The organism is Mycobacterium sp. HM-7 (genome assembly GCF_053852335.1).
Genome location: NZ_CM132657.1, coordinates 1590657 through 1616525, shown reverse-complemented (window position 1 = coordinate 1616525; position 25869 = coordinate 1590657). Strand labels below are relative to the sequence as shown.

The following is a 25869-nucleotide window of genomic DNA, read 5'->3' as shown; positions in this document are numbered from 1 at the left end:
ATCAGACTCAGCCGAGGGTGTCGGGCAGGTCGATGTGTTCCTCCAGCACATGCTCGGACAGGAAGGCCGCCACCACCTGATACCAGATCTTGGCGTGTTGAGGCGCGGCGATCCAGTGACCTTCGGACGGGTAGTAGAGATAGCGGTGCGCGGTGCCGCCCGTGTCGTCGGCGGGCAGTCCCGACCGGGTCAGCAGGTCGTTCCACAGCCGCAGGCCTTCACCGATCGGCACGCGGTAGTCCTTGTCGCCGTGGATCACCAGCATCGGGGTCGTGATGTTCTCGACGTGCAGGTGCGGCGAATTGCGTTCGGCCATCTCGGGTGTCATCTCGCGGGCCCACCAGTAGGCACCATCGGTCGTCGGCCCGAACTGGTCCAGGGCCCACAGGCTGGCGTGGGTGACGATCGCGGCGAATCGGTCGGTGTGCCCGGCGATCCAGTTGGCCATGTAGCCGCCGAACGAGCCGCCCATCGCGGCGATGCGGCCGGCGTCGATGCGCGGATGATCACAGGCGGCGTCGACGGCCGCCATCAGGTCGGTATACGGCGCGAAACCCCAAGCACCCCAGCCACGTTGGATGAACTCCTGACCATATCCGGTGGACAGCGCCGGGTCCGGCATCAGCACCGCATAGCCGAGCGCGGTGAGCAGCCAGGGATTCCACCGCCAGTGCCAGGTGTTCCAGCTGCCCAGCGGTCCGCCGTGCACCCACAGCAGCAGCGGCGCGGGAGCGTCGCCCGTGGGCAGCGTCAGCCAGGACCGGACGGGGGTGCCGTCGTCCGCCGTGGCCGTCAGCTCGGCCAATTCGCCTGGCAATTCAGGAAATTCGACGCACGGCAATACGGTGACCGAGCCGTCGGCGTCGACACGGACCGGATGGGGTGGGGTCAGGTAGCTGCTGCGCAGGGCGTACAGCGCACCACCGGCGACGGGGCGGACTTCGCCGTAGGCGAAGTCGTCGTGGGTCAACTGGGTGACCGCTCCGCTCGACGGGTCGACGGCGAAGATCGGCGCCCGGCCGTTGTCGTCCGCGGTCACCAGCAGCGTCGACCCGTCGTGCGACCACACCACCGATGTCGGCCAACGGTCCCATTGGGCGGTGAGTTCCACCTGCTCGCCACCAAAAGACTGCCGGCACAAGGTGATCTGCGGCGCTTGCGCCGGCGTCGAGTGCGTCTCACGGAGGAACGCGACCGCGCTACCGTCCGGTGAGATGGCCGGGCCGCCCAGGTCGGCGCCCGGGTCGTCGGCGATCACGGTGCGCTCCCCCGTGCCGATGTCGATGCGGACCAGGACGTTCCGCAGCGCGGCCCCCGGAGCCGGCACCGCCCAGGACGTGACCGCGAACGTCCCGTCCGCGCTCACGTCGACGGTGGCCTCGTTCAGCGCCATCCCCGGCTCCGGCGTGATGTCATGGGCCGCACCGGATTCGACACGGAGCAGGTGCGCGTGGTCCGGTCCCAGGTCGTGATCCCAGTGCCGCACCGGGTAGCCGGCGTGCAGGATCGCCGTCACCTTCTTGTCTTTGCGAAGCGTGCGCAGTCGCTTGTCGTCGTCGGGCGTGCCTGCCGACGGGAGCATCGACGCCGTCACCACCACGACGTCCGCGGCGCGAGCCGCGTGCACCGCACCGACGCCGCCCGCCAGCTCGAGAACCCGTTGCGCTTCACCACCGTTCGCCGGCAACTGCCACAGAGCCGCCGGTGGATCATCGTCGGAATCGGTGGGTCGCGCCGCGACGAACAGCAGGTCGCCGGAGGCGGTGAAGGTCGGCTGGGACTCCCCCTTGGCGCCGTAGGTCAGCCGGCGCGCCTCGCGGTGTCCGTCCGGGTCGAGTTCCCAAGCCGCGCTGACAAATTCGGTGGCCTTCTCGTTCAGTTCGCTGATCATCGTGACGACGCGGCGGCCGTCGGGCGAGACCGCGAGCCCGGACACCCGGGGTAGAGAGAGGTACGAATCCAGGTCATCGAACGGAGTCAGGGCCATGCTCCGTTGTTAGCACATGACGGCGCGTCGCTCGCGCGATCAACGCCCGGGGTCGTCGTCGAGGAAGTCGTCGATGAGCGCGTTGACGGCGTCGGGCGCCTCGTAGGCGGCCAGGTGTCCGATCTGATCCAGGATCACCAGCTCCGAGCCGGGAATCGCCTCGGCCATGCGGCGCACTTCGGCGACCGGAAAACTCGCGTCCTCGCTACCGGCGACGACCAGGGTGGGGGCAACGATCCGGCCGAACAGCGCGTGCTGGTCGGGACGTCTGACCACGATGCTCTCGACCGCAAAGCTCGCCGACCGGGCGTTGTTGCGCCTGATCATCGCCACGAGTCCGTCGACCAGGTCAGGCCGCTGCCGGCGCGTGGTCCGCCCGAGGAAGCGGGGCACGACCGTAGACCGCACGAAGAGTGGACGCCCGGCCAGTCGGGTCATCCACGCCGCCAGCGCGAGTTGCAGACGATCCCATCGGGGGCCCTCCGACGCGGTCCCGTTGAGCAGTACCGCACGCCCGACCCGGTCCGGGAACATCGCGGAAATCGTGCCGCCGACCATGGCACCCCAGGAGTTGCCCACCAGATGCGCCCAGGACAGCCCCAACCAGTCCAGCACATCGAGGTACGCGCGGGCGCTCTCCTCGAAGGTGAAGGTTCTGCGCAACGGTTCGCTGCCGCCCTGCCCTGGCGGATCCACCGCGATTGTGGTGTAGCTCGCGGAGAAGTGGGCCACCTGGGCTGCGTACAGCGTGTGGTCGGTCAACAGGCTGGGCATCAGGAGAATCGGGGCACCGGAGCCGCTGACGTGGACCCTCAGGGTGCCGAGGCCGGTCGCGATGTCGTGCGTCGCCATGCCCCCATCGTTTCATCAAGTGACGTATCACCCAGGCCGACCCGACAAGACACGACAAAGGGTGTCGGACCGTGTGGTCCGACACCCTCTGATGTCTCGTTCGAGCGCTTGTGGCGCTCCGGTGCGGGATTATCCGGGCTGGAAACTAGCCCCGACGACCGCAGACCGGCCAAGCGCCCATGCCCTGGCGGGACGCGACGTTCTCGGCAACTCGAATCTGCTCGTCCTTGCTGGCGGTGTGGGGCATGCCCGAGCCGCCGTTGGCACGCCAGGTGCCCAGGTTGAACTGCAGCCCACCGTAGTAACCGTTGCCGGTGTTGATGCCCCAGTTCCCACCGGACTCACAGGCTGCAACGGCGTCCCAGTTGTGGCCGCCGTCCGCATTCGCGGTACCGGTACCGATGACCATCGGGGCAACTGCAACGGCCCCGGCAACGGCAACCAGTCCAAGCGTTGTGCGGATGTTCTTCACGTTCTTCCTCTCGCCGAGCGCGCGCCAAACATCGCCCGCGCATAGGCGGTGCGAACTACTGCCTGCCGGGCAGGCGTTAGGGGGGCTGAATCGTGCCGTCTCGGTCAGACACGACAGCGGGGGCGGTTTGATCGGTCCGGGCTCGAAGCCGGCGGACACTACGGGCAACAGGCCATCTGCTCTGGTCCCACCGCGATCCCGCTCACACGCAGGTTCATGGTTTTTCAGTTATTTGCTCTTTTGGAGCAGCACGAGGACCGTAGCAAGAATTCACTGCGCGATGTCGAACCCATCCCGTCCAGATAACAAGCAGATCACGACCGAACCTGAGAGGAACATAAGCAGGTCACGCGACATATAAAGCCCCGCTAACAAATCACAGTTCGGCAACATTTCGTGATAGAGGTCACCATGAAATTGTGGCCTGGCACACAGAATTCAATTCACATTGGTCACAGTCGTCGCAGGTCAGCGCCACATTTTGCCGCGCTTCAGGCTAAACCTCCGGCGTGTCGCGGAGTGCGATCAATACGCGCGCACGCCTCGATTCGCTGCCGACGGATGCGTCAAACCGCAATAGAGTGGGTATGGCCGCCCGACACCGCCGCCGATCAGGACTTTTCGGGCTGACGACGCGATGTGTTCAGTTACCGTTAACCAGCATCCCTCTGGCACGACAGCCAAAACCGTTGTCCTGCAACGTGTTCAGAATTCGCAGACGAATAGATCCATGAATACACCGGAATTGCGACATCCTATTTGCACGTTAATCGCACACTGCGGTAATTGCTCAAATTTAAATTCGCCACACGGCGATAAATTCAATAATGGAGCAGCACGCTCACGGGTCTTTGCTGAGATGCTCAGGCGAAGTCGTCCGGGCTGTTGACGTTGACCAGCGCCCGCTGCCGGTCCAGCACCACCCGCTGAGTGTCGCAGGTGTCGACGAGAGCCCGCATGCTGCGCCGCCCGTGAGCCACCAGTTCGTCGGCCCGGGTGGCCAGCGCGGTCCGGTAGATACCCGCCAGGTAGTGATCGCGCCCATCCCAGGGCAGTACCACGTCGGCGCCCACCCGGGCCGCGTGTCCGGCCAGCTCATCGATCAGCTCGGCCGTCAGATACGGCATGTCCACGGCGCACACGAATGCACTCGGGTATCCGGCGTCGGCCGCAGCCCGCAACCCGCGGGCGGTGGCCAACAGGGGCCCCACGCCGGGCGTCGCGTCCCGCAACACCTCCGCATCGAGGTCGGGCAGCGCCTGGCCGCGCGCGGCGATCACGAACACCGCCTCACATCGTGAACGCAGGGTCGCCACCGCCTGCTCCACGAAGGTGGTCTCCCCCGCCACTCCGCGGAAACGCACGGTGGCCTTGTCTCGTCCCATACGACGAGACGCCCCGCCGGCCAGTACTACTGCGGCCAGCGGGGCGTCTTCGATCAATGCGTCGCTATCAGTCGACGGTCCAGGTGTCCTTGCCACGCAGCAAGGATTGCAGAGCAGCGGTGTCGTGCGCCTTGGATTCCATCGCCGAGTTGACCTGATTACGCGCTTCGTCGTCGTAGGTCGGCCGGTTCACCGAACGGAAGATACCCATCACGGTGTGCTCGAGGTTCTGCTCCGACAGGCGCGACAGCGCGAAGGCGTAGGCCGGATCGTCGAGCTGAGCGTTGTGCACCACGATGTCCGACGGGTCGACGTCAGCGGTCTTACCGATCTCCAGCCCATAGCCGGACTTGGTGACGCAGAACTCGTTCTCTGCGCCGAAGGTGATCGGCTGGCCGTGGACCAGGTTGATCAGCCGGTCCTCGGCGCCTTCCTTGCGCAGCGGGTCGAACGAGCCGTCGTTGAAGATCGGGCAGTCCTGCAGAATCTCGACGATGGCGGCACCGCGGTGCGCAGCCGCGCCCTTGAGCACCTCGGTCAGGCCCTTGCGATCGGAGTCCAGCGCCCGGCCGACGAATGTGGCCTCGGCACCCAGCGCCAGCGACACCGGGTTGAACGGCTGGTCCAGCGAACCCATCGGGGTCGACTTGGTGACCTTGCCGACCTCGGAGGTCGGCGAGTACTGACCCTTGGTCAGACCGTAGATCCGGTTGTTGAACAGCAGGATCGTGATGTTGATGTTGCGGCGCAGCGCATGGATCAGGTGGTTGCCACCGATCGACAGCGAGTCACCGTCACCGGTGACAACCCACACCGACAGGTCCGGACGCGCCAGCGCCAAGCCGGTGGCGATGGTCGGGGCACGACCGTGGATCGAGTGGAAGCCGTAGGTCTCCAGGTAGTACGGGAACCGGCTGGAGCAGCCGATGCCGCTGATGAACGCGATGTTCTCGCGGCGCAGGCCCAGCTCCGGCAGGAAGTTACGGATGGTGTTGAGGATGACGTAGTCACCACAGCCCGGGCACCAGCGCACTTCCTGGTCGCTGGTGAAGTCCTTGCCCTTCTGCGGCTGGTCCGTGGTCGGAACCAGGGCATTCTTGCTGAGGGCTTCGGTCAGGCCCAGATCAGCACCGATCAGATCCGTCATGCGTTTGCTCCCACACCGGTTTCCACGGTGGCGGCTGCCAGCCGTGCGAACTTGGCCTTGTCAGTTTCCTTTTCGCGCAACGATCCGTCCAGTGCCGCGCTGATGATGCCCTCGACCTCGTCGGCCAGGAACGCCATGCCCTCGACCTTGGTCACCGACTGGACGTCGACCAGGTACTTGCCGCGCAGCAGCAGGGCCAGCTGGCCAAGATTCATCTCGGGCACGACGACCTTGTCGTACTTGCGCAGGACCTCTTCGAGGTTGGCCGGGAACGGGTTGAGGTGGCGCAGCTGAGCGTGCGCAACCTTGATGCCGTTGCGACGGGCGCGGCGGCACGCCTCACCGATCGGACCGTACGAGCTGCCCCAACCGAGCATCAGCAGTTCGGCTTCGCCGCTCGGGTCGTCGACCTCGAGATCGGGCACCTTGACGCCGTCGATCTTGAGCTGGCGCAACCGGACCATGAGGTCGTGGTTCTTGGGCTCGTAGGAGATGTTGCCGGAGCCGTTGGCCGCTTCCAGACCACCGATGCGGTGCTCCAGGCCCGGGGTGCCCGGGATGGCGAACTGGCGACCCAGCGTCTCGGGATCACGCGCGTAGGGCTGGAACGGCTTGCCCGGCTCGGCGAACGTGTGCTCGATGGCCGGGTAGCTGCTGATGTCCGGGATGCGCCACGGCTCGGAGCCGTTGGCGATCGCGCCGTCGGACAAGATGATCACCGGGGTGTGGTAGCCGATGGCGATCCGCACTGCCTCCACCGCGATGTCGAAGCAGTCCGACGGAGAGGCCGGCGCGAGGACCGCGACGGGCGATTCGCCGTTGCGGCCGTACAGCGCCTGCAGCAGGTCGGCCTGCTCGGTCTTGGTCGGGAGACCGGTGGACGGGCCACCGCGCTGAACGTCGATGACGATGAGCGGCAGCTCGGTCATCACCGCGAGCCCGATGGCCTCCGACTTCAGCGAGACACCGGGGCCCGACGTGCTGGTCACACCGAGCGCGCCACCGTACGAGGCACCGATGGCCGCGCCGATACCGGCGATCTCGTCCTCGGCCTGGAAGGTCAGGACGTTGAAGTTCTTGTGCTTGGACAGCTCGTGCAGGATGTCGCTGGCCGGGGTGATCGGGTAGGTGCCGAGCACCACCTGGATGTCACCCAGCTGACCGGCGGCGACGATGCCGTAGGCCATGGCCGTGTTGCCGGAGATCTGACGGTATTCACCGGACTTGAGCTTGGCCGGGGCCACCTCGTAGGTGGTGCCGAAGGCTTCGGTGGTCTCGCCGTAGTTCCAGCCGGCCTTGAGCGCGAGGACGTTGGCCTCGGCGATCTCGGGCTTGCGACCGAACTTCTCGCGGATGAAGGCCTCGCTGTGCTCCAGCTCGCGGCCGTACATCCAGGACAGCAGGCCGAGCCCGAACATGTTCTTGGCGCGCTGACCGTCTTTCTTGGTCGCGCCGATGGCTTCTACCGCGGCCAGCGTCAGCGTGGTCATGGCCACCGGGATGACGACGAACTCGGACAGTTCATCGTTCTCCAGCGGGTTCTCGGCGTAACCGACCTTGGCCAGGTTGCGCTTGGTGAACTCGTCGGAGTTGGCGATGATCATGCCGCCGCGCGGGAGGTCGGCGACGTTGGCCTTGAGCGCGGCCGGGTTCATCGCGACGAGCACGTCGGGGCGGTCGCCGGCGGTGAGGATGTCGTAATCCGCGATCTGGATCTGGAACGACGAAACACCGGGCAGGGTGCCCTGTGGTGCGCGGATCTCGGCGGGGTAGTTCGGCTGCGTCGCAAGGTCATTGCCGAAGAGGGCGGCTTCCGAAGTGAACCGGTCACCGGTCAGCTGCATACCGTCACCGGAGTCACCAGCGAAGCGGATGACGACCTTCTCGAGCTTCTGCCGCGAGGTGCCGTTGTCGCCGTCGTTAAGACCCACGACGCCTGCCTTTCACACTCTGTTTCGGAGTCCGTCGCACTGTTTCCGGAGACGCCGCAGAACGGTGCTCACGATCGCCAGCTCGGCGCCGCCAAAATTTTGATGTCACTGCTAGTACCGATTATTGCACTTCTCTTAGGGTGCACTAGCCAGGACGCGCCATTGCAGGCCGGGTGGCGACCACATGAATACGCACGTCAAATGGATTGCAGTCGCTTGACACCTGTCAAAATGTGGCTTTCGTCACGTTCTTCCAGGTGGGATTCCTAAGAAACGAGTTACCGATCAGTAGCCGTCTGCGCTAACACTTGGCCACACCGGAAATACCCGGCGGCACAAGCGATTAGGCGTCAGTCCGGTTGGCCGTCTGGACGGGTGTCCAGACGGCGGCCATGCCAGCGTAGGCGCAGCAACATCAGCTGCCGGTGCGCCTGGAATCCCAACGCCAGCGGGTCGGCCCAGACGCGGCGACCCGGCGTATTGCGGCCGGTATCGGTATCCATACGGCCATTGTCCAGAAGCTGCGCAACCGCGCACGTCACGCAACGGGGCGGCGACATGTCGGTCTGGTGAAGATTCGCGGACGGCCGCCGATCGGGTCACGAGAAGCTCACGACGATCGTGTCGATGAGCACATAAGCGGCGACAGCGAAGACGAGGTAGGCGAACCAATGCTGCAGCCGCCGGGTGTCGAGCCGGGTGCCCAGGTGGCCGGCGATCAGCGAACCGACCATTGCGGTGCCGACGAACGCCGCCGCGCTGGTCCAGTCGATGGTGGTGCCGCTGAGGTGGGACAACAGACCCGCCAACGAGTTCACGACGATGATGAGCAGCGAGGTACCGATCGCGACGGGCATCTCCACCCCGAGCATCAACACCAGCGCCGGAATGATCAGAAACCCGCCGCCGACACCGAAGAGTCCGGTCAGCAGGCCGACGACGAATCCGGCCGGGATCGATCTCGAGGCACAGCGCCGCCAGTCGATTCCCGAATTGCCGACTCTGCATGCGGTGCCGGTGCCGGCGTTGTCCTGCAACATCCGGATTCCGGCCAGCACCATCACCATCGCGAAGCCGACGAGTAGTGCCGGCTGCGGCAGGTGGCGGCCGATGACGCTACCGACGACGGTTGCCGGGATCCCGGCGGCCGAGAAGATGGCAGCCAACCGCCATTGGACCTGGCCGGCACGAATCTTCGGCAGCGCGCCTGTCGCCGACGCGATGCCGACGACCAACAGCGACAACGGAATTGCCTGCTCGATCCCCAGCCCCAGGACATAGACCAGCGCCGGAACCGCCAAGATGGACCCGCCTCCGCCGAGCAGGCCGAGCAGAACGCCGATCACGGCGCCGAGACCCAGGGCGAGAACGATATTCATTCGGTCAGTGCGTCTTGCCCGCGATCTGAGCCCGCACGTCGGCCATGTCGAGTGCCTTGACGCGGGTGATCAGATCTTCGAGGGCCGCAGCGGGCATCGCGCCGGGTTGGCGATACACGAGGACGCCGTCGCGGAACGCCATGATCGTCGGGATCGCCTGGATTTCGAGCGCCGCGGCAAGCCGCTGCTGTGCTTCCGTATCGACCTTGGCGTGCACCACATCTGGGTGTGACTGCGCCGATCGATCGAAAACCGGTGCGAAGGCACGGCACGGACCGCACCACGACGCCCAGAAATCGATGAGCACGATGGCGTTATCGGTGATGGTCGCCTCGAAATCGGCGGCGGTCAGGGTTTTGACGGTCATTGGGATCTCCTTTCGTGGTCATTCAATTGCACTGCTAGACAATGCCTTTCAGCATCAGATTCCAATACATGAACGGCAGCCCGTACTTCTTCAGATACCAGTACGCCCGGTGTGGGATGGTCGGGTCGAGTAGGGGGAACGAGGGCTCCAGGTTGAGGTCGTAGTCGAATTCGGCGAGCAACATCGCGTCCGACGAGGTGACGATCGGACACGACGAGTAGCCGTCATAGAACGCCCGGAGCGGACGCCCATTCAGGAAGGAGTCGATGTTCTCGACCACTACCGGGGCTTGCTTGCGGATGGCGGCGCCGGTCTTCGAGTTCGGCGACGAACCGGCGTCACCGAGGCTGAAGACGTTGGGGTACCGCACGTGCTGCATGGTGTACTTGTCGATGTCGACATAGCCCATGGCATCGCCCGTCGACAGCGCGCTGCGTTTGATCCAGTCCGGTGCGGACTGGCGCGGCACGGCGTGAAGAACGTCGTACGGCAGCATGGCGTCGGTACCACCCGCCGCAACACTGGTGAGGCCGACCTTGTGTGCCGCCGCGTCGACCAGGTTCACCTCGGAGTTGGTGTGCAAGGTGATGCCGTAGTCGGCGATCACCTTGTCGAGACTGTCTGCGATCGCGGGAATTCCGAAAGGCCGTGCGCCCGGCATGACCAGGTGGACGTCGATGTCCTTGAGCACGCCCTGTGACCGCCAGTAGTCGGACGCCAGATACGCGATCTTCTGCGGCGCGCCGGCGCACTTGATAGCTCCGGAAGGAACGGTGAACACGGCGGTACCCGACCGCAAGTTCCGGATGAAATCCCAGGTCCGCGGCGCGAGATCGAACCGGTAGTTCGATGAGACGCCGTCGCGACCCAGGGTCTCTGTCAGCCCCTCGGTGCGATCCCAATCGAGTTGGATGCCCGGGCAGACCACGAGCGCGTCGTATTCGTACGTGGCGCCGTCCGTACATGTCACCGTGTTGGCGTCGGGATCGAAAGCGCTCGCGGCGTTCCGGATCCACGTCGCACCCTTGGGCATCACCGAGGACTCGGCGCGCTCGGTCGCGGAGGCCTGTGCCTGCCCGCCGCCGACAAGCGTCCACAGCGGTTGGTAGTAGTGCTTGTCCGAGGGTTCGATGACCGCGACGTCGGAGTAGCCCTTGCGCAGCAGTCGCGCCGCGACCGTGATGCCGGCGGTTCCGCCGCCGACGATCACGATCTGGTGCTTGGCAGTGATGGTCATATCTGCGATGTCTCCTATCTTCAGGCGTTCTCGACGGCTTCTGCCCAGGCGCCATACCCGCCCAAAATGTCACTCACGTCGTTGAATCCACTCCGCCGCAACAGACTTGCCGCCACCGACGAGCGGTATCCACCGGCGCAATAGACGACGGTCGGTTTGGCGGGGTCGAGCTCACCGAGCCGAGCGGGCAGCTGCCCCACCGGGATGCCGATGGCGTTCGGGATGGTCCCGGCCGCGACCTCACCGGGGTTGCGAACATCGACGATCTGCAGATTCGGCAGTTCGGCTGCCCGGTCACCAAAAGCCTTGGCGGTCAGCCTCGATGCCACCTGGACGTCACCCTCGTGGTCGACCAACGCCTGGTACGGCTCGGCCACGTAGCCGATCACCCGGTCGAAGCCGATTCGGGCGAGCCGGTTCTTGCCCTCGAGTTCCGCTCCGGGCTCGGTGAACAGCACGATGTCGACGTCGGACGGCAGGACCGAGCCGGCGAACTCCGCGTAACGACCTTGCAGGCCGATGTTGACCGCGCCCCGCAGGTGCCCAAGGGCGAATTCTTCCGGGCCACGACCGTCCACCAGGACGGCACCGGCGTCGATCGCCGCACGAGCCTGCTCGTAGGTCATCGCCGAGGGCGTCTTGGTCTCGTCCAGCAGCTCGCGGTCCTTGCGGTTGAGGATCGCGTCGTAGACGAAGTAGCCCGGCGCGGGCGGCTGCCCTTCGGTGACAAGGTTGAGGAACGACCCTTTGTCGGCGGCCCGCAGCGCGTAGTTCGTCGCCTTCTGCTCGCCGATCGTCGACGAGAGGTCGGTCGACAGATTCTTGCCGCAGGCCGAGCCCGCGCCATGCGCCGGGTACACCCGGGTCGCATCGGGCAGCGTCATCAGTTTGTTGTGCAGCGACTCATAGAGCTTGTCCGCCAGCTCCTCTCGCGTGAAGCCGATCGAGGCCAGCAGGTCGGGGCGACCCACATCGCCGATGAACAACGTGTCCCCCGTCATGACGCCATACGGCGCCTGGTCATCCGCGTGCTCGTAGACCACCACGCTCATCGACTCGGGGGTGTGCCCGGGGGTGTGGCGGAACTCCAGCGTCACGTCGCCCAGCGAGTACCGCTCACCGTCGGCGACACCCATCGACTCGAACTCGGTCTCGGCGACGGACGAGTAGACGATCTTGGCTCCGGTGGCTTTCGCCAGCTCGAGGTGCCCAGAAAGGAAGTCGGCGTGAAAGTGGGTCTCGATGACCAATTCGATGCTCAGCCCGTGTTCCTTGGCATCGGCAACGTATCCGGCCACGTCACGCTGCGGGTCCACGACGACTGCGCGACCGGTGGTTTCGTCACCGATCAGGTAGGACGCGTGTGACAGGCAATCCAGGTAGTACTGCTGCAGGATCATCACCGGCTTCTTTCTCCTCGTTGGGTAGCACCACTCTGAGCTATACCCCTACGGGTATATCAATATACCCCTGGGGGTATTTTATTCCGACTGGGCACGTTCCTCTAGAGGCTTAGGTCACTCAGGCCGTCTACTTTTCGTCTGCCGCTCGACCTCGCCCGACGTCGTACCGCGCGGCGATAGGCGCCGCCTATCACGGCATCTGAAATGCCGATCGCCGATGACCTTCTTTCCCCCGTGACTCGTCGATCGCGGCGATTAGATTGGGAAGATGACCACCGCCAGCGGCAACGACGTCGACGCCTCCTATGACGAACACGACGTAGCGGTCACCGGTGCGAAACACGAAGCCGCGGGGGTCAAGGCCGTGATGGTCAGCATGCGGCGCGCCATCGAACAGATGGGGCCGCTGCGCACCGCCGAGACGCTGAGCAAGATCAATCAGCGGCACGGCTTCGACTGCCCCGGCTGCGCCTGGCCCGAGGAGCACGGCGGCCGCAAGCTCGCCGAGTTCTGTGAGAACGGCGCAAAGGCCGTCGCCGAGGAAGCCACGCTGCGCCGCGTCACCCCCGAATTCTTCGCCCGGCATTCGGTTGCCGACCTGGCCGACCAGCCCGAATACTGGCTGTCCCAGCAGGGCCGGCTCACCCATCCGATGGTGCTGGCACCCGGCGACACCCACTACCGGCCGATCGACTGGGACGACGCCTACGCGCTGATCGCCGCCGAACTGAACTCTCTCGGCAGCCCCGACGAAGCGCTGTTCTACACCTCCGGCCGCACCAGCAACGAAGCCGCATTCCTGTACCAGCTGCTCGCGCGCAGCTATGGCACCAACAACCTGCCGGACTGCTCGAACATGTGCCACGAGTCGTCAGGCGCTGCGCTGGTCGAATCGATCGGCATCGGCAAGGGCTCGGTCACCGTCGAAGATATGGTGCACGCCGACTGCATCGTCATCGCCGGACAGAACCCGGGCACCAACCACCCGCGCATGCTGTCGGTACTGGAGAAGGCAAAGGCGGGCGGCGCCACGATCATCGCGATCAACCCGCTGCCCGAGGCCGGACTCATGCGGTTCAAGGATCCGCAGAAGGTGCACGGCGTCGTCGGCCACGGTGTGCCGATCGCCGACGAGTTCGTGCAGATCCGGATCGGCGGCGACATGGCCCTGTTCGCCGGTCTGGGCCGGCTGCTCCTGGAAGCCGAAGACCGCTCGCCGGGGACGGTGCTGGACCGCGACTTCATCGACCGGCACTGCGCAGGCTTCGTCGAGTACGAATCCCGCACCCGCACAGTCGAACTGGATACCGTCACCGAGGCCAGCGGGATCAGCCGCGACCAGCTGCAGCGGGTCGCCGATGCGCTGATCCGATCGGAGCGCACCATCATCTGCTGGGCCATGGGCCTGACGCAGCAGACGCACGCGGTGGCCACCATCGGTGAGGCCACCAACCTCCTGCTCATGCGCGGCATGATCGGGAAGCCCGGCGCGGGCGTATGTCCGGTCCGCGGGCATTCCAACGTGCAGGGTGACCGCACCATGGGGATCTGGGAGAAGATGCCCGACGAGTTCCTGGGCGCGCTGGACACCCGGTTCGGGATCAGCTCGCCGCGCAAGCACGGTCACGACACCGTCGACGGGATCCGGGCCATGCGGGACGGACGGGCCAAAGTCTTCGTCGGGATGGGCGGCAACTTCGTCTCGGCCACCCCCGACACCGACGTCACCGCCGCGGCGATGCGCAATTGCGCTCTGACGGTACAGATTTCGACGAAGCTCAACCGCAGCCACCTCGTTCACGGCCGCACGGCGCTGATCCTGCCCACCTTGGGACGCACCGACAAGGATTTCCAGGCCGGCGGCAAACAGGTGGTGTCGGTGGAGGATTCGATGTCGATGGTGCATCTGTCGCGCGGTGGCCTCACGCCACCCAGCGACCAGGTACGCAGCGAGGTCGCGATCGTCTGCCAGTTGGCGCGGACGCTGCTGGGCCCCGAGCACCCGGTGCCGTGGGAATCCTTCAACGCCGACTACGACGGAATCCGCGACGCCATCGCCGACGTGGTCCCCGGCTGCGCCGACTACAACACCCGGGTCCGTGAGCCCGACGGCTTCCAGCTGCCCCACCCGCCGCGCGACTCCCGCGAATTCCCCACGCACACAGGCAAAGCCAACTTCTCGATCGAACCCGTCGAGTGGGTGCCGGTGCCCGAAGGGCGGCTGGTACTGCAGACCCTGCGCAGCCACGACCAGTACAACACCACCATCTACGGCCTGGACGACCGATATCGGGGCGTCAAGGGCGGTCGGCGCGTGGTGTTCGTCAACCCGGCCGACATCGCGGCCCTCGGCCTGACCGGCGGCAGCCGCGTCGACCTGGTATCCGAATTCGACGGCCAGGAGCGCCGCGCGAAAGACTTTCTGGTGGTGCCCTATTCGACGCCCGCGGGCAACGCCGCGGCCTACTACCCGGAGACCAATCCCTTGATCCCCTTGGACCACACCGCCCGCAAATCCAATACCCCGGTATCCAAGGCCGTCGTGATCAGGCTGGCACCGGGGGTCGAGCGCAGCGAGGACGGATCGGACCAGCCATGGGGCGCGTAACCGCCCGGCGCCGGGCCGAACACGTCACCGCCGGCGGCGCGGTATCCCGGCCGGAGACCCTGGCCGTCGAGGAACCCCTGGAAATCCGGGTCAACGGCACTCCCCTCACCGTCACCATGCGGACTCCTGGCTCGGATGTCGAACTGGCCCAAGGGTTTCTGCTCACCGAGGGCGTGATAGCCCGCCGCGACGACATCGCCCGCGTCGCGTACTGCCGCGGCGCCACCGACGACGGCACCAACACCTACAACGTGCTCGACGTGACATTGGCACCCCATGTCCCGCCGCCGTCGGTCGACGTCACGCGCAACTTCTACACCACTTCGTCGTGCGGCGTATGTGGCAAGGCGTCCATCGACGCCGTCCGAACCGTCAGCCACTACTCCCCCGGCGACGATCCGTCCACCGTCACCAACGCCACGCTCTCGGCGATGCCCCAGCAGCTGCGCCGGGCACAGAAGGTGTTCAACAGCACCGGCGGGCTGCACGCCGCCGCGCTGTTCAGCGGCGACGGCGAGATGTTCGTCGCCCGCGAGGACATCGGCCGGCACAACGCCGTGGACAAGGTGATCGGGTGGGCACTCGAGAACGACCGCATCCCGTTGACCGGCACGGTCTTGCTGGTCAGCGGCCGGGCGTCGTTCGAACTGACGCAGAAGGCCGTCATGGCCGGCATCCCGCTGTTGGCGGCGGTGTCCGCGCCGTCGTCGTTGGCGGTCGACCTGGCCAGCCAGGCGGGGCTCACCCTCGTGGCGTTCCTGCGCGACGAGTCGATGAACGTCTACACCCGCCCGGATCGCGTAGTCCGATAACGGTCCAAAAGGAAACGCCCCCGCCGTGGCGGGGGCGTTTCCTGTAGAGAACTAAGCGGACTTGTCGCGGCGCTCCGAGCGGGACGCCTTGCGCGGCACGATGGTCGGCAGCACGTTGTCCTGCACGGTTTCCTTCGTGACGACCACCTTGGCGACGTCGTCGCGGCTCGGGATGTCGAACATCACCGGCTGCAGGACCTCTTCCATGATGGCGCGCAGGCCACGGGCACCGGTTCCGCGGTGGATGGCCTGGTCGGCGATGGCGTCGAGGGCGTCTTCGGTGAACTCCAGCTCCACCCCGTCCATCTCGAACAGCCGGACGTACTGCTTGACCAGAGCGTTCTTCGGCTTGGACAGGATCGACACCAGCGATTCCTTGTCCAGGTTGGTCACCGAAGCCACGACCGGGAGACGGCCGATGAACTCGGGGATCAAACCGAACTTGATCAGGTCCTCGGGCAGCACCTCGGCGAAGTGGTCCTGGGTGTCGATCTCGGCCTTGGAGTGCACCTCGGCGCCGAAGCCCAGACCGCGCTTGCCGACGCGGTCGGACACGATCTTCTCCAGGCCCGCGAACGCACCGGCGACGATGAACAGCACGTTGGTGGTGTCGATCTGGATGAACTCCTGGTGCGGGTGCTTACGCCCACCCTGCGGCGGCACCGACGCCTGCGTTCCCTCGAGGATCTTCAGCAGCGCCTGCTGCACGCCCTCGCCGGACACGTCGCGCGTGATCGACGGGTTCTCGCTCTTGCGGGCGATCTTGTCGACCTCGTCGATGTAGATGATGCCGGTCTCGGCACGCTTGACGTCGTAGTCGGCGGCCTGGATCAGCTTCAGCAGGATGTTCTCGACGTCCTCGCCGACGTAGCCGGCCTCCGTCAGCGCTGTCGCGTCGGCGATGGCGAACGGCACGTTGAGCATCTTGGCCAGGGTCTGCGCCAGGTAGGTCTTACCGCAGCCGGTGGGGCCCAGCATCAGGATGTTCGACTTGGCGAGCTCGACGGGCTCACCCCGGGCATCGCGCGACTTCTCCTGCGCCTGGATGCGCTTGTAGTGGTTGTAGACGGCCACGGCGAGCGTCTTCTTGGCGTTGTCCTGACCGATGACGTAGCCCTCGAGGAAATCCCGGATCTCCTGGGGCTTGGGCAGCTCATCGAGCTTGACGTCGTCAGCGTCGGCGAGCTCCTCTTCGATGATCTCGTTGCAGAGATCGATGCACTCGTCGCAGATGTAGACGCCAGGTCCAGCAATCAGCTTCTTTACCTGCTTCTGGCTCTTGCCACAAAACGAGCACTTCAGCAGGTCACCGCCGTCTCCGATGCGCGCCATGGGGTGAGGCCCTACTTTCTCCGGTCGCCGTCAGTCGTTACACCAGATAGTGGGTTATTTCGGGTGTGAACCCGACGCTACCCGTTCGCTCCGTTGCGGTGCGACCGAAAGGGTCGAATCGCTCGGTGGTATTTATCCGTGTGCTGGAGAACATAGCCCGATCGGTGGCTTGCCACCTGTCGGCGCGCTGACCGTGATTCTGGCGTGTCTTTCCGGCGCCGGTCGGCGTCGGCTCGGCAGGACTCTGATCAGGGCTGTTCACCTATCCGCAACCCTACCGTGTGCACATCGAAGCCGCCGACGCATTTCGCGGCCGGCGCAAGCTCGTGGCCGTGGGCCTACCCCTGCAGCCGACCGCCCAGCTCCCCCACCGGCACCGCCACGGTGAGCGGGCCGCCGTTGCCCACGAGTTGGCTTTCACCGAAGAAGAACGTGACGGCCTCGTCGGTGAGCGCGAAGTTCCGGTACGAGCCGCGGTCCGGGTCGATCAGCGCCGCATTGCGCGTCTTCAACGCGTGCTGCACCACCGGCGTCAGGATCGCCGCCGGATCGGAGCCCGGACCGAACAGGGTGTCGATGGTGATGGGCCCAGCGTCCCCGTAGGTGAAGGTCCGGTACCGGATGTCGGGATGTCCTTCGTGGGCGAAGCCCGTCGGGTCCACGATCTTGAGCACCAGACTCTGGGTGCGCGCCGCGCGGTACACCGTCGGCGTCACCGTCTCGGTGTACACCCGGCCGCGGTTGAATTTGTCCACCCAGCCGACGAACCCGTCGCGGTCCCGGGCCAGGAAGTCCGCTACCGCCTGTTGGTCGGGATAGTCGACTGGGAAAGCGACGGTCCGTTCATACCCGGTCCCGACCTCGCGGATGCGGCACATGCCGGTGCCGTCGGCCGTCCCACCGAGAGCGCCGCACGACGGCAGGGCCGACGCGATCGGCGCCAAGCTCAGGAAGGTCGCCGTCGCGGCCAGGGCAAGAGCCGTAATCCTCATGCCCCCAGCGTTCGCCGCCGCCCTTGGCAGATTCTTGGTGTGCCCCTACCCGAGTTCGACGGTGAACTCATGTGCACCGATGCGGATGCGATCACCGTCGAACAGATTGGTGTTGGCCTCGATCCGCGCGCCCTGCACATACACGCCGTTGGCCGAGCGCAGGTCCACCATCACCGGACCGGTCCCGGCATCGACGATGACGGCATGGTGCCGGCTGACGTCTGCCGCGTCGAGCACGATGTCGTTGTCCGCCAGGCGGCCGATGCGGGTCGCCATCGCGCGCAAGGCAAACCATCGCCCGGTGGCGTCGCGTAGGCCGGCTCTGGACGAGGCCGATCGCGTGGTGCCCGATCTGAGCCGGCCGATGGTGTGCACCGCGGTCGCTTGCGCAGTCCCCTGCACGTCGAGTGGTTCCTGCCGCAGAATGCGTTGCTGCAGAGCGCTTATCGCGTGGCCGGGGTCGATACCGAGGTCGTCGGCCAAGATCGACTTCACCCGCTGGACCGCATCGAGCGCGTCCGCTTGCCGCCCGCAGCTGTAGTAGGCGGTGATCAGCTGCGCCCAGAGCGGCTCCCGGTACGGATGGTCAGCCACCAGCGATTCCAGCGGGCCGATCACCAGAGCTGCCTGGCCACAGGCTATTTCGGCTTCCGCTCGGGCGGTCTCCACCGCGATCCGATCGTCGACCAGCGCGGCGGCGACCGTTCCGACGAAGGCGAAGTCGGACAGATCACCGAGGACCGGTCCGCGCCACTGCGCCAACGCGGCCGACAGGTGCGCGGCGGCGGGCGCGAAGTGGCCGGCCGCCGCGGCCCGCACGCCGGCGACCTTTTCCTTCTCGAAGCGCCCCAGGTCGGTTACCTCTTCCGGCACGTCGAGCCGATAGCCGGGCGGCGCGGCGGCCAGCGTCTCGCGCGGCATTCCGGACTCCGCCAGGACCTTTCGGAGATTGGAGACATAGGAGTGCAGAGCGGTGCGGGCAGCCGCGGCAGGTGACAGTTCCCAGACGGCTTCGATCAACGCATCCACCGACACCGCGCGACCGCGATTGAGCAGAAGCATCGCGAAAACAGCCCGTTGTTTGGGTGCGCCCAGCGATACATCGCGGTCGTCGACCGCCATTCGCAGAGTGCCGAGCACACCGAAATCGATTCCGGTCGGCCGCATTGGCCGAGGGTATCGGGTGCTATGGGCCGATGCGGGCTATTGCCAGTTCCGCGAACGTCTTCAAAGTGTCGCAACGCCACACGTAGCTGCCGGTCACCCGGTAGAGCCGGTCGCCCGTCAACAACACGGTGAGCGTCGTCGACGGCGGCGTGACCTTCGGTTCATACGCGCAGACCGCCCGCAGGCCCACGCCGTCGACCTCGGTGGCCCCGGGCCAAGCGGCCACCTGCCGGAATGTCGTCGCGGCGTCCGACGGGAACGCGTCGGCGAACCGGACGTCGGATTCCAGGCTGCGTCCACCCACCGGTTCGTCCAATACCCGGTAGCCACAAGACAATTCAGGTAGCTGAGTCCGAATCGGATCGGCGGTCGCCGGGCCTTCGAGAAAGACCGCGGCCTCGTCGGTGTGCACCCAGGCGCAGGCTTCGGTGGTGCGACCGTCGTCGGCATACGCCGCCGGCGACAGGATCACCGCCGCCGCCATTGCCGCCATTGCCGCCGCTGCGGCGGCGAACCGCCTCATGACCGGTAACCCTGACCGAAGGTCAGGGCGTCGACGACGTGCCCGTCGTTGACGGTAGGGCCGAGCAGCACCTTGGTGGCATTCGCCGCCGGGTCATAGGACAGCAGCGCCTCCGACGGGCTGCACCCGCTCGTCGACTTCAGGACCAGCGCGCCGCCGGACGCACCGATGACGTCGATGTTGTTTCCGGCGCCGGGAACCTTGACCCGCTGGGTGTGGCCATCGGCCGTCACCCGAGACAGGAACACCACGCCGCAGGCGCCGAGGGATTGCACGAAGGTGCCGGACGGCAGCTGCCAGAGCCCGACGTCGCCGTAGTCGCCTTCGAATCCGGGTTCGTTCTTGGCGTTGTTGACTGCCGTCAGCGCGGTCGGAGCCGATCCGTCGATCGGAACCTTCCAGAGCTGGCTGGCCGCGGACTTCTGTGTGGAGCAGCTGGCGACGAAATCCGTTGGTGCCAGCCACCGGGTCGTCCGGCAGACGGCGTCAGGCATCGGCACGGGCAGTACGCGCTCGACGGTCCCGTCGTTACCCATGAGCACGAAGCTGTTGTCGGTCCGCGCCGGTTCGTCATGGCCGCGGTTGTTGGTCGACAGCACGAGGGTGGTGCCGTCCGGGGTTTCGAGGTAATTGCCGCTGAAGCGGCCCGCGCCCGCGGCATTCTCGGTCGGGTAGGTCAGTTGCACGTTGCCGGCGAGGTCGACGCGCCGCAAGGTGCCGGGCCGGTCCGGGACGGAGGTCGACAGCACGATCGCTTCGCCATTCGGCCGACTGAAGCGGGCGGACGCGTCGGACGGAAAAGACGTCTGGTTGCCGGTGTGCAGGTCGACAACGATGACCGAGTCGCCCATCGACAAGAGCGCGCGACCGCCATCGCCCGACCAGTCCACCAGAGTCGGTTTCCACCCCTTGTCGTTCGGGGCAAAGGTGGTAATGGCGTACCGGTGCCCCGCGGGGTCGATGAGGAACAGCGTGTTGGCGGTCTTGGCGGGCGGGGCCTCGTCAGCATCGCGGGGCTCCCCGGGAAGGCGTCCGCGAACCGGGTTCCAGGTGGCCAGCGTCCAGCCGTCACCGACCTGGCTCCACGGCACATGCAGCGAGGCATCTGGAGTGGGATTCGCCTGGGCCACAGGCAATCCGACCGTCAGGGACACGGCGAGAGCGGCCGCAGCCAGAGCGGCGGCGGTGCGGTGTGGGTGTCGGCTCATCGCAGGTCCTGTTCATAGGCCGGAATTCGTGGTCGCGTCACAGCGTGCGGTGGGCGCCTTGGCGAATTCTTGGCGCGCGGCGAGCGGCGGCCTTCGACATTCGACATAATGTTCCAACTGCGTCAATTAGTCTTCATGCCGGGGAGGACCACTCCCCTGCGACCAACGCACGCAATCGAATACGGGAAGGCACCGCGCGATGAATCACCCCAGCCCTGCCACGACCTCCACCGCGCGCCGGCGGCTCCAATGCCTGCCCCTGGCCGGCGTCGTCGCGGCGGCCTGCGTCCTGACGCCGAACGGCCAGCTCGCAATCCAGACCCACGCCGCGCCGATCAGCGCCCCGCGACTGGACACTCGCGCGGTCCAGTTCGCCGCGTTCGTCCAGGAAATGACGACCCGCGAGCAGGCGTTGCTCGAGCAGATCACGTCCACCGCGGCGACGAACACGTTCGCAGCGCCGGCGCCCCTGGCCGCCACCGACCCGCTCGCCACTGCCGGCAGCGTTGTCATCAACGCGATCACAGCCCTCGGACAAGCCGTGGTCGAGGCAGCCAAGAGCACCGCCGTCTCCGTGGTTTCCATACCGCTGGTGATGCTGAATCGCGCGGCCACTGATCCCTTCTATCTCCCGTGGCTACCGATCGCGTTGGTGTCCTATGCGTTCACCCTCCCGTTCCAGGTGGTGGGGACGTTCGCGTACGACTTGGTCCGCAACCTGACGCAGGTGGTGACGTCGTTGGTCCCGGCTGCCGCCGGCCCGGCACCGGCGGCAGCCGACAGCCCGGCACCCCCGGCCGCGGCCAACCCGGTCCAGCAGGCCATCGAGACCGTCAAGACGCGCGTGACCGACGCGACCAACGCCGCCGGCTCGGCCTTGGCCGCCGCGCCGTCCGCACTGGCGTCAGCGCTGCAGCTGCCGCCGGCACTCGCTCCGCTCGCGCCCATCGCCGGCGCGGCGTTCGCGGCCCTGTCACCGGCGATCGCCGTCGCGAACTTCATCTCGGCACTGGTGACGGGCAAGGCGCTGCCGTTCAACGTGTTGAAGCCGCAGCTGTCGCCCACCTTGTCGCTGGCGTCGACCGCCCCGCGCGCGACCGCCGCGACCGACAAGGCGTCGGGGCCGGACTCCCCCGCTGCCGGCGACCCGGGCACGAATGACGCCGCAGGCGCCGAGAAGCCGTCCACCCAGACCGAGAAGAAGTCCACCAAGACCGTGCACAAACCGCGGACCAAGCGGACTTCGTCGGCGTCGACCGCAACCACGACCCCGACCGCGGCGACCGACGATTCGTCCGCCAAGTCCGACACCGATCCGGCACCCGCCGGCAAGCCGGAAAAGCCCGACACCAAGCCGGAATCCGAGAAGTCCGGCACCGGCAATTCGTCGTCAGCGCAACATGATTCGACGAAGGGCAAGAAGGCCACCGACAAGAAGGCCACCGACAAGATGACCAAGGACAAGAAGGCCGCCAAGAGCGGCGCATCGTCCGCCGCCGCCTCGAAGGCCACCTCGGCCAAGGACTGAACAAACGTCAGCGGCCGCCAACCTGAACAGGTTGGCGGCCGCTACGCGTTGTGAGACTCAGGCCTTCTGGGCCGAGAGCTTCCGGTATTCCAGGACCGTGTCGATGATCCCGTACTCCTTGGCGTCGGCCGCGGTGAGGATCTTGTCGCGGTCGGTGTCCTTGCGGACCTGCTCGGCGCTGCGGCCGGTGTGGCGCGCGAGCGTCTCCTCCATGAGGGTGCGCATGCGCTCGATCTCGGCGGCCTGGATCTCCAGGTCCGAGAACTGACCCTGGATCACGCCACCGAGAGACGGCTGGTGGATCAGCACGCGGGCGTTGGGCAGGGCCAGGCGCTTGCCGGGGGTACCCGCGGCCAGCAGCACCGCTGCGGCCGAGGCCGCCTGTCCGAGGCACACCGTCTGGATGTCGGCGCGGACGTACTGCATGGTGTCGTAGATCGCCATCAGCGAGGTGAAGGAGCCACCCGGCGAGTTGATGTACATGGTGATGTCGCGGTCAGGGTCCTGAGACTCCAGCACGAGCAACTGGGCCATCACATCGTTGGCCGACACGTCGTCCACCTGGGCGCCCAGAAAGATGATGCGCTCGTCGAACAGCTTGGCGTAGGGATCGACGATCCGTTCGCCGGTGTGCGTCCGCTCCGTGAACTGCGGCAGGATGTAGCGCGCCTGCGGGGCGAGCTCCGGGTTCAGGTGCTTGGAGATCACTTCGAGGCTCCCTTACCGCCGTTGAGGTTTGCGCGGGTGATGATGTGGTCGACGAAGCCGTACTCCAGCGCTTCCTGCGCGGTGAACCAGCGGTCGCGGTCCGAGTCGGCCTCGATCTGCTCGATGCTCTTGCCGGTGAACTGGGCGTTGAGCCGGAACATTTCCTTCTTGATGACGTGGAACTGCTCGGCCTGGATGGCGATGTCCGCCGCGCTACCGGTCACGCCACCGAGCGGCTGGTGCATCAGGACGCGCGCGTGCGGCAGCGCATGACGCTTGCCCTTGGCGCCGGCGGCCAGCAGGAACTCACCCATCGACGCGGCCATGCCCATCGCGTAGGTGGCGATGTCGCACTCCGACAACTCCATGGTGTCGAAGATCGCCATGCCGGCGCTGATCGAGCCACCCGGCGAGTTGATGTACATGTGGATGTCTTTGGACGGATCTTCGGCCGTCAGCAGCAGGATCTGGGCGCACAGCCGATTGGCGATGTCGTCGTCGACCTGCGAGCCCAGGAAGATGATGCGCTCGGCAAGCAAACGCTCATAGACCGAGTCCGTGAGGTTGAGCCCCGGTGCGCTTGAACGCATGTCAGTCACGACTGGATACCTGCTTTCTCGAGTTCGTCCACACGACACTAACCAACGGCCGACGGCCGCGAGTCCCCGACGCGGCCTAGTTCGCTCACAGCGTCACTGACGCCGTAGAGCGGACGGTGCCGCAGGCATCAATCAAGACACCTGCGGCACCTGAACCACGCTCAGATTTTGAAGACTTAGTCCTCGTCCTTCGAGTCCTTGGCAGCCTTCTTGGCCTTCTTCTCCTTGGCCGGCTTCTCGGCTGCCTCATCCTTGGCCTCGGCCTTCGCCTTCTTGGCCTTGGCAGGCTTCTCATCCTTGGCTTCCTCGGCCGGAGCCTCGTCGGCGGCCGGAGCCTCAGCCTCGGTCTCGTCAGCGGCCTCGACCTCTGCGCCAGCGGCGGGGCCAAAGAACTCCGCGGTGTCGACCGCGTTGCCGTCGGTATCGGTGACGGTCGCGCCGGAAACCACAGCGGCGATGGTCATGCCGCGACGGATGTCGGCGAACATGGACGGCAGCTGGTTGTTCTGCTGCAGGATCTGGATCAGCTGCTGCGGCTCGATGCCGTACTGGCGGGCCATCAGGGCGATGCGCTCCATCAGATCGCCCTGGCCGACCTTGACGTCCAGCTCGTCGGCGATGGCGTCCATGAGCAGCTGGGTCTTGACGGCCTTCTCGGCGTTGGTGCGGGAGTCCGCGTCGAACTCTTCGCGGCTGCTGCCCTGCTCCTTGAGCTGCTCGTCGAACTTGGCCTCATCGTGGTCGAGTCCGTGGATGGCGTTGTGGACGGTCTCGTCGACGGTCGCCTGGACGATGGCCTCGGGCAGCGGCACCTCGATCTGCTCCAGCAGCGTCTCGACGGCCTTGTCGCGGATCTGCTCGGCCTGGCCGACCTGCTTCACCCGGCGAACCTGGGTGACCAGGCTCTCCTTGAGCTCGTCGATGGTGTCGAATTCGCTGGCCAGCTGGGCGAAGTCGTCGTCCGGCTCGGGCAGCTCGCGCTCCTTGACCGACTTGACGGTGACGGAGACCACGGCCTCCTTGCCGGCGTGCTCACCGGCGGCCAGGGTGGTCGGGAAGTCCTTGGACTCGCCGGCCTTCAGGCCGATGATGGCCTCGTCGAGGCCCTCGATCAGCTGACCGGAACCGATCTGGTGCGACAGGCCCTCGGTCTTGGCCTCCGGCACGTCCTCACCGTCGACGGTGGCCGACAGGTCGATCGAGACGAAGTCGCCGTCGGCGGCGGCGCGCTCGACACCGGTCAGGGTGCCGAAGCGGGCGCGCAGGTTCTGCAGTTCGGCGTCGACCTCGTCGTCGTTGATGACGATCGGGTCGACGGTGATCTTGATGGCCTTCAGGTCCGGCAGGGTGATCTCCGGACGGACGTCGACCTCGGCGGTGAAGACGAGCTCGTCGTTATCCTCGAGCTTGGTGATGTCGATCTCGGGCTGGCCCAGCGGCTTGACGTCCTGCGTGGTGACGGCCTCGCCGTACTTGGCCGGGATGGCGCTGTTGACGACCTGCTCCAGCACCGCGCCGCGGCCGACACGGGCCTCGAGCAGCTTGGCCGGGGCCTTGCCGGGACGGAAGCCGGGCAGGCGGACCTGCTTGGCCAGCTCCTTGTAGGCCTGGTCGAACTCGGGTTGAAGCTCGGTGAAGGGCACCTCCACGTTGATGCGAACCCGGGTGGGGCTCAACTGCTCCACGGTGCTCTTCACAGCGTTACTCCTTGTTTTTTGATACTTGCCATCAGTCGGTGGTCGGGGTGACAGGATTTGAACCTGCGGCCTTCCGCTCCCAAAGCGGATGCGCTACCAAGCTGCGCTACACCCCGTGCCTCGTCGCGGTCGCATTACCGCGGTCGAGATACTACGTCCTAGACACACGACACCATCAATTGGATTGGCGGCCGCTGTCCCGGTACTGTCTGCCGGTACTGTGATCGCAGCAGTGCACGCGGGCGTAGCTCAATGGTAGAGCCCTAGTCTTCCAAACTAGCTACGCGGGTTCGATTCCCGTCGCCCGCTCCATAGGACCGGCCTGACCAGGCCGGTCCTTTTCTTTTGGGTCTCACTTTCCGCCGCCAGGAGACCGTCGGGCCACCTGACCCCAGGCGACTCGACGACTTCGATACTTCCCCCGCCTAATGACTTTGCCCGAAGAGTTTCCGATGATTATTGACCAGGCGGCCGATTAATCGATTTTGTCGCCGCGTCAATTCCGTCCGATTCTGGGAGTTTCCTGGCAATTCAA

The 25869-nt window shown here is 66.1% G+C and carries 21 protein-coding genes, 2 tRNA genes and 1 pseudogene; 4 read left to right on the top strand and 20 right to left on the bottom strand.

Annotation, left to right across the window (positions count from 1 at the left end; all coding sequences use genetic code 11):
• Positions 1-7: 7 nt before the first annotated feature.
• From ACWW1C_RS07775 to ACWW1C_RS07725, 11 genes and pseudogenes are all read right to left on the bottom strand, one after another.
• Positions 8-1987 (bottom strand): S9 family peptidase, encoded by a 1980-nt coding sequence (locus ACWW1C_RS07775; RefSeq protein ID WP_455982893.1) that lies wholly within the window; start codon positions 1985-1987, stop codon positions 8-10.
• Positions 1988-2026: 39 nt separating this feature from the next.
• Complete coding sequence (locus ACWW1C_RS07770; RefSeq protein ID WP_455982892.1) at positions 2027-2839, bottom strand: alpha/beta fold hydrolase; 813 nt, start codon at positions 2837-2839, stop codon at positions 2027-2029.
• A gap of 145 nt (positions 2840-2984) precedes the next feature.
• Positions 2985-3206 (bottom strand): annotated as a pseudogene (locus tag ACWW1C_RS07765) (transglycosylase family protein); the annotation flags it as partial.
• A 968-nt stretch (positions 3207-4174) separates the two neighbouring features.
• The gene (mobA, locus tag ACWW1C_RS07760) at positions 4175-4696 is read right to left on the bottom strand and encodes a molybdenum cofactor guanylyltransferase (RefSeq protein WP_455984190.1); all 522 of its coding nucleotides are present in this window, start codon (positions 4694-4696) and stop codon (positions 4175-4177) included.
• 67 nt (positions 4697-4763) lie between these two features.
• On the bottom strand, positions 4764-5843 hold the full coding sequence (locus ACWW1C_RS07755) for a 2-oxoacid:ferredoxin oxidoreductase subunit beta (RefSeq protein ID WP_455982891.1): 1080 nt from the start codon (positions 5841-5843) through the stop codon (positions 4764-4766).
• Positions 5840-7774 (bottom strand): 2-oxoacid:acceptor oxidoreductase subunit alpha, encoded by a 1935-nt coding sequence (locus ACWW1C_RS07750; protein ID WP_455982890.1) that lies wholly within the window; start codon positions 7772-7774, stop codon positions 5840-5842. The genes ACWW1C_RS07755 and ACWW1C_RS07750 overlap by 4 nt, the downstream gene beginning before the upstream one ends.
• 350 nt (positions 7775-8124) lie before the next feature.
• Positions 8125-8277, bottom strand: coding sequence for a hypothetical protein (locus ACWW1C_RS07745; protein WP_455982889.1), 153 nt, complete (start codon positions 8275-8277; stop codon positions 8125-8127).
• 96 nt (positions 8278-8373) lie between these two features.
• The gene (locus ACWW1C_RS07740) at positions 8374-9153 is read right to left on the bottom strand and encodes a sulfite exporter TauE/SafE family protein (RefSeq protein WP_455982888.1); all 780 of its coding nucleotides are present in this window, start codon (positions 9151-9153) and stop codon (positions 8374-8376) included.
• Between the two features lie 4 nt (positions 9154-9157).
• Positions 9158-9520, bottom strand: coding sequence for a thioredoxin (gene trxA / locus ACWW1C_RS07735; RefSeq protein ID WP_455982887.1), 363 nt, complete (start codon positions 9518-9520; stop codon positions 9158-9160).
• A 34-nt stretch (positions 9521-9554) separates the two neighbouring features.
• Positions 9555-10757, bottom strand: a complete 1203-nt coding sequence (locus ACWW1C_RS07730) for an FAD-dependent oxidoreductase (RefSeq protein ID WP_455982886.1) — start codon at positions 10755-10757, stop codon at positions 9555-9557.
• Positions 10758-10777: 20 nt separating this feature from the next.
• The gene (locus tag ACWW1C_RS07725; RefSeq protein WP_455982885.1) at positions 10778-12157 is read right to left on the bottom strand and encodes a rhodanese-like domain-containing protein; all 1380 of its coding nucleotides are present in this window, start codon (positions 12155-12157) and stop codon (positions 10778-10780) included.
• Positions 12158-12428: 271 nt separating this feature from the next.
• On the opposite strand from ACWW1C_RS07725, the gene ACWW1C_RS07720 reads away from it, so the two are divergent.
• Positions 12429-14768 (top strand): FdhF/YdeP family oxidoreductase, encoded by a 2340-nt coding sequence (locus ACWW1C_RS07720; protein ID WP_455982884.1) that lies wholly within the window; start codon positions 12429-12431, stop codon positions 14766-14768.
• On the top strand, positions 14756-15580 hold the full coding sequence (fdhD, locus tag ACWW1C_RS07715; protein ID WP_455982883.1) for a formate dehydrogenase accessory sulfurtransferase FdhD: 825 nt from the start codon (positions 14756-14758) through the stop codon (positions 15578-15580). Before ACWW1C_RS07720 ends, fdhD begins: the two co-directional genes overlap by 13 nt.
• A gap of 51 nt (positions 15581-15631) precedes the next feature.
• Here fdhD and clpX read toward each other — a convergent pair whose 3' ends face one another.
• The 5 genes from clpX to ACWW1C_RS07690 all read right to left on the bottom strand — a co-directional run bounded on the left by clpX (position 15632) and on the right by ACWW1C_RS07690 (position 20802).
• Positions 15632-16912 (bottom strand): ATP-dependent Clp protease ATP-binding subunit ClpX, encoded by a 1281-nt coding sequence (gene clpX / locus ACWW1C_RS07710; protein WP_455982882.1) that lies wholly within the window; start codon positions 16910-16912, stop codon positions 15632-15634.
• 338 nt (positions 16913-17250) lie between these two features.
• Positions 17251-17904: an RsiV family protein gene (locus ACWW1C_RS07705; protein WP_455982881.1), complete on the bottom strand. Its 654-nt coding sequence runs from the start codon at positions 17902-17904 to the stop codon at positions 17251-17253.
• 45 nt (positions 17905-17949) lie between these two features.
• Positions 17950-19071 (bottom strand): BTAD domain-containing putative transcriptional regulator, encoded by a 1122-nt coding sequence (locus ACWW1C_RS07700; RefSeq protein ID WP_455982880.1) that lies wholly within the window; start codon positions 19069-19071, stop codon positions 17950-17952.
• 19 nt (positions 19072-19090) lie between these two features.
• Positions 19091-19594, bottom strand: coding sequence for a hypothetical protein (locus tag ACWW1C_RS07695; RefSeq protein WP_455982879.1), 504 nt, complete (start codon positions 19592-19594; stop codon positions 19091-19093).
• A complete protein-coding gene (locus tag ACWW1C_RS07690) occupies positions 19591-20802 on the bottom strand; it encodes a hypothetical protein (RefSeq protein WP_455982878.1) in 1212 nt (403 codons plus the stop codon). The genes ACWW1C_RS07695 and ACWW1C_RS07690 overlap by 4 nt, the downstream gene beginning before the upstream one ends.
• A gap of 199 nt (positions 20803-21001) precedes the next feature.
• On the opposite strand from ACWW1C_RS07690, the gene ACWW1C_RS07685 reads away from it, so the two are divergent.
• Entirely contained in the window at positions 21002-22330 is a 1329-nt protein-coding gene (locus ACWW1C_RS07685; protein WP_455982877.1) for a hypothetical protein, read from the top strand.
• 57 nt (positions 22331-22387) lie between these two features.
• Here the strand turns inward: ACWW1C_RS07685 and ACWW1C_RS07680 are convergent, their stop codons facing one another.
• The 4 genes from ACWW1C_RS07680 to ACWW1C_RS07665 all read right to left on the bottom strand — a co-directional run bounded on the left by ACWW1C_RS07680 (position 22388) and on the right by ACWW1C_RS07665 (position 25450).
• Positions 22388-23023: an ATP-dependent Clp protease proteolytic subunit gene (locus tag ACWW1C_RS07680; protein ID WP_455984189.1), complete on the bottom strand. Its 636-nt coding sequence runs from the start codon at positions 23021-23023 to the stop codon at positions 22388-22390.
• Positions 23024-23034: 11 nt separating this feature from the next.
• The gene (locus ACWW1C_RS07675) at positions 23035-23628 is read right to left on the bottom strand and encodes an ATP-dependent Clp protease proteolytic subunit (protein WP_409431670.1); all 594 of its coding nucleotides are present in this window, start codon (positions 23626-23628) and stop codon (positions 23035-23037) included.
• Positions 23629-23813: 185 nt separating this feature from the next.
• Entirely contained in the window at positions 23814-25334 is a 1521-nt protein-coding gene (gene tig, locus ACWW1C_RS07670; protein WP_455982876.1) for a trigger factor, read from the bottom strand.
• Positions 25335-25373: 39 nt separating this feature from the next.
• Positions 25374-25450, bottom strand: a tRNA-Pro gene (locus tag ACWW1C_RS07665).
• A 122-nt stretch (positions 25451-25572) separates the two neighbouring features.
• Here ACWW1C_RS07665 and ACWW1C_RS07660 point away from each other — a divergent pair.
• Positions 25573-25646, top strand: a tRNA-Gly gene (locus ACWW1C_RS07660).
• Positions 25647-25869 lie beyond the last annotated feature (223 nt).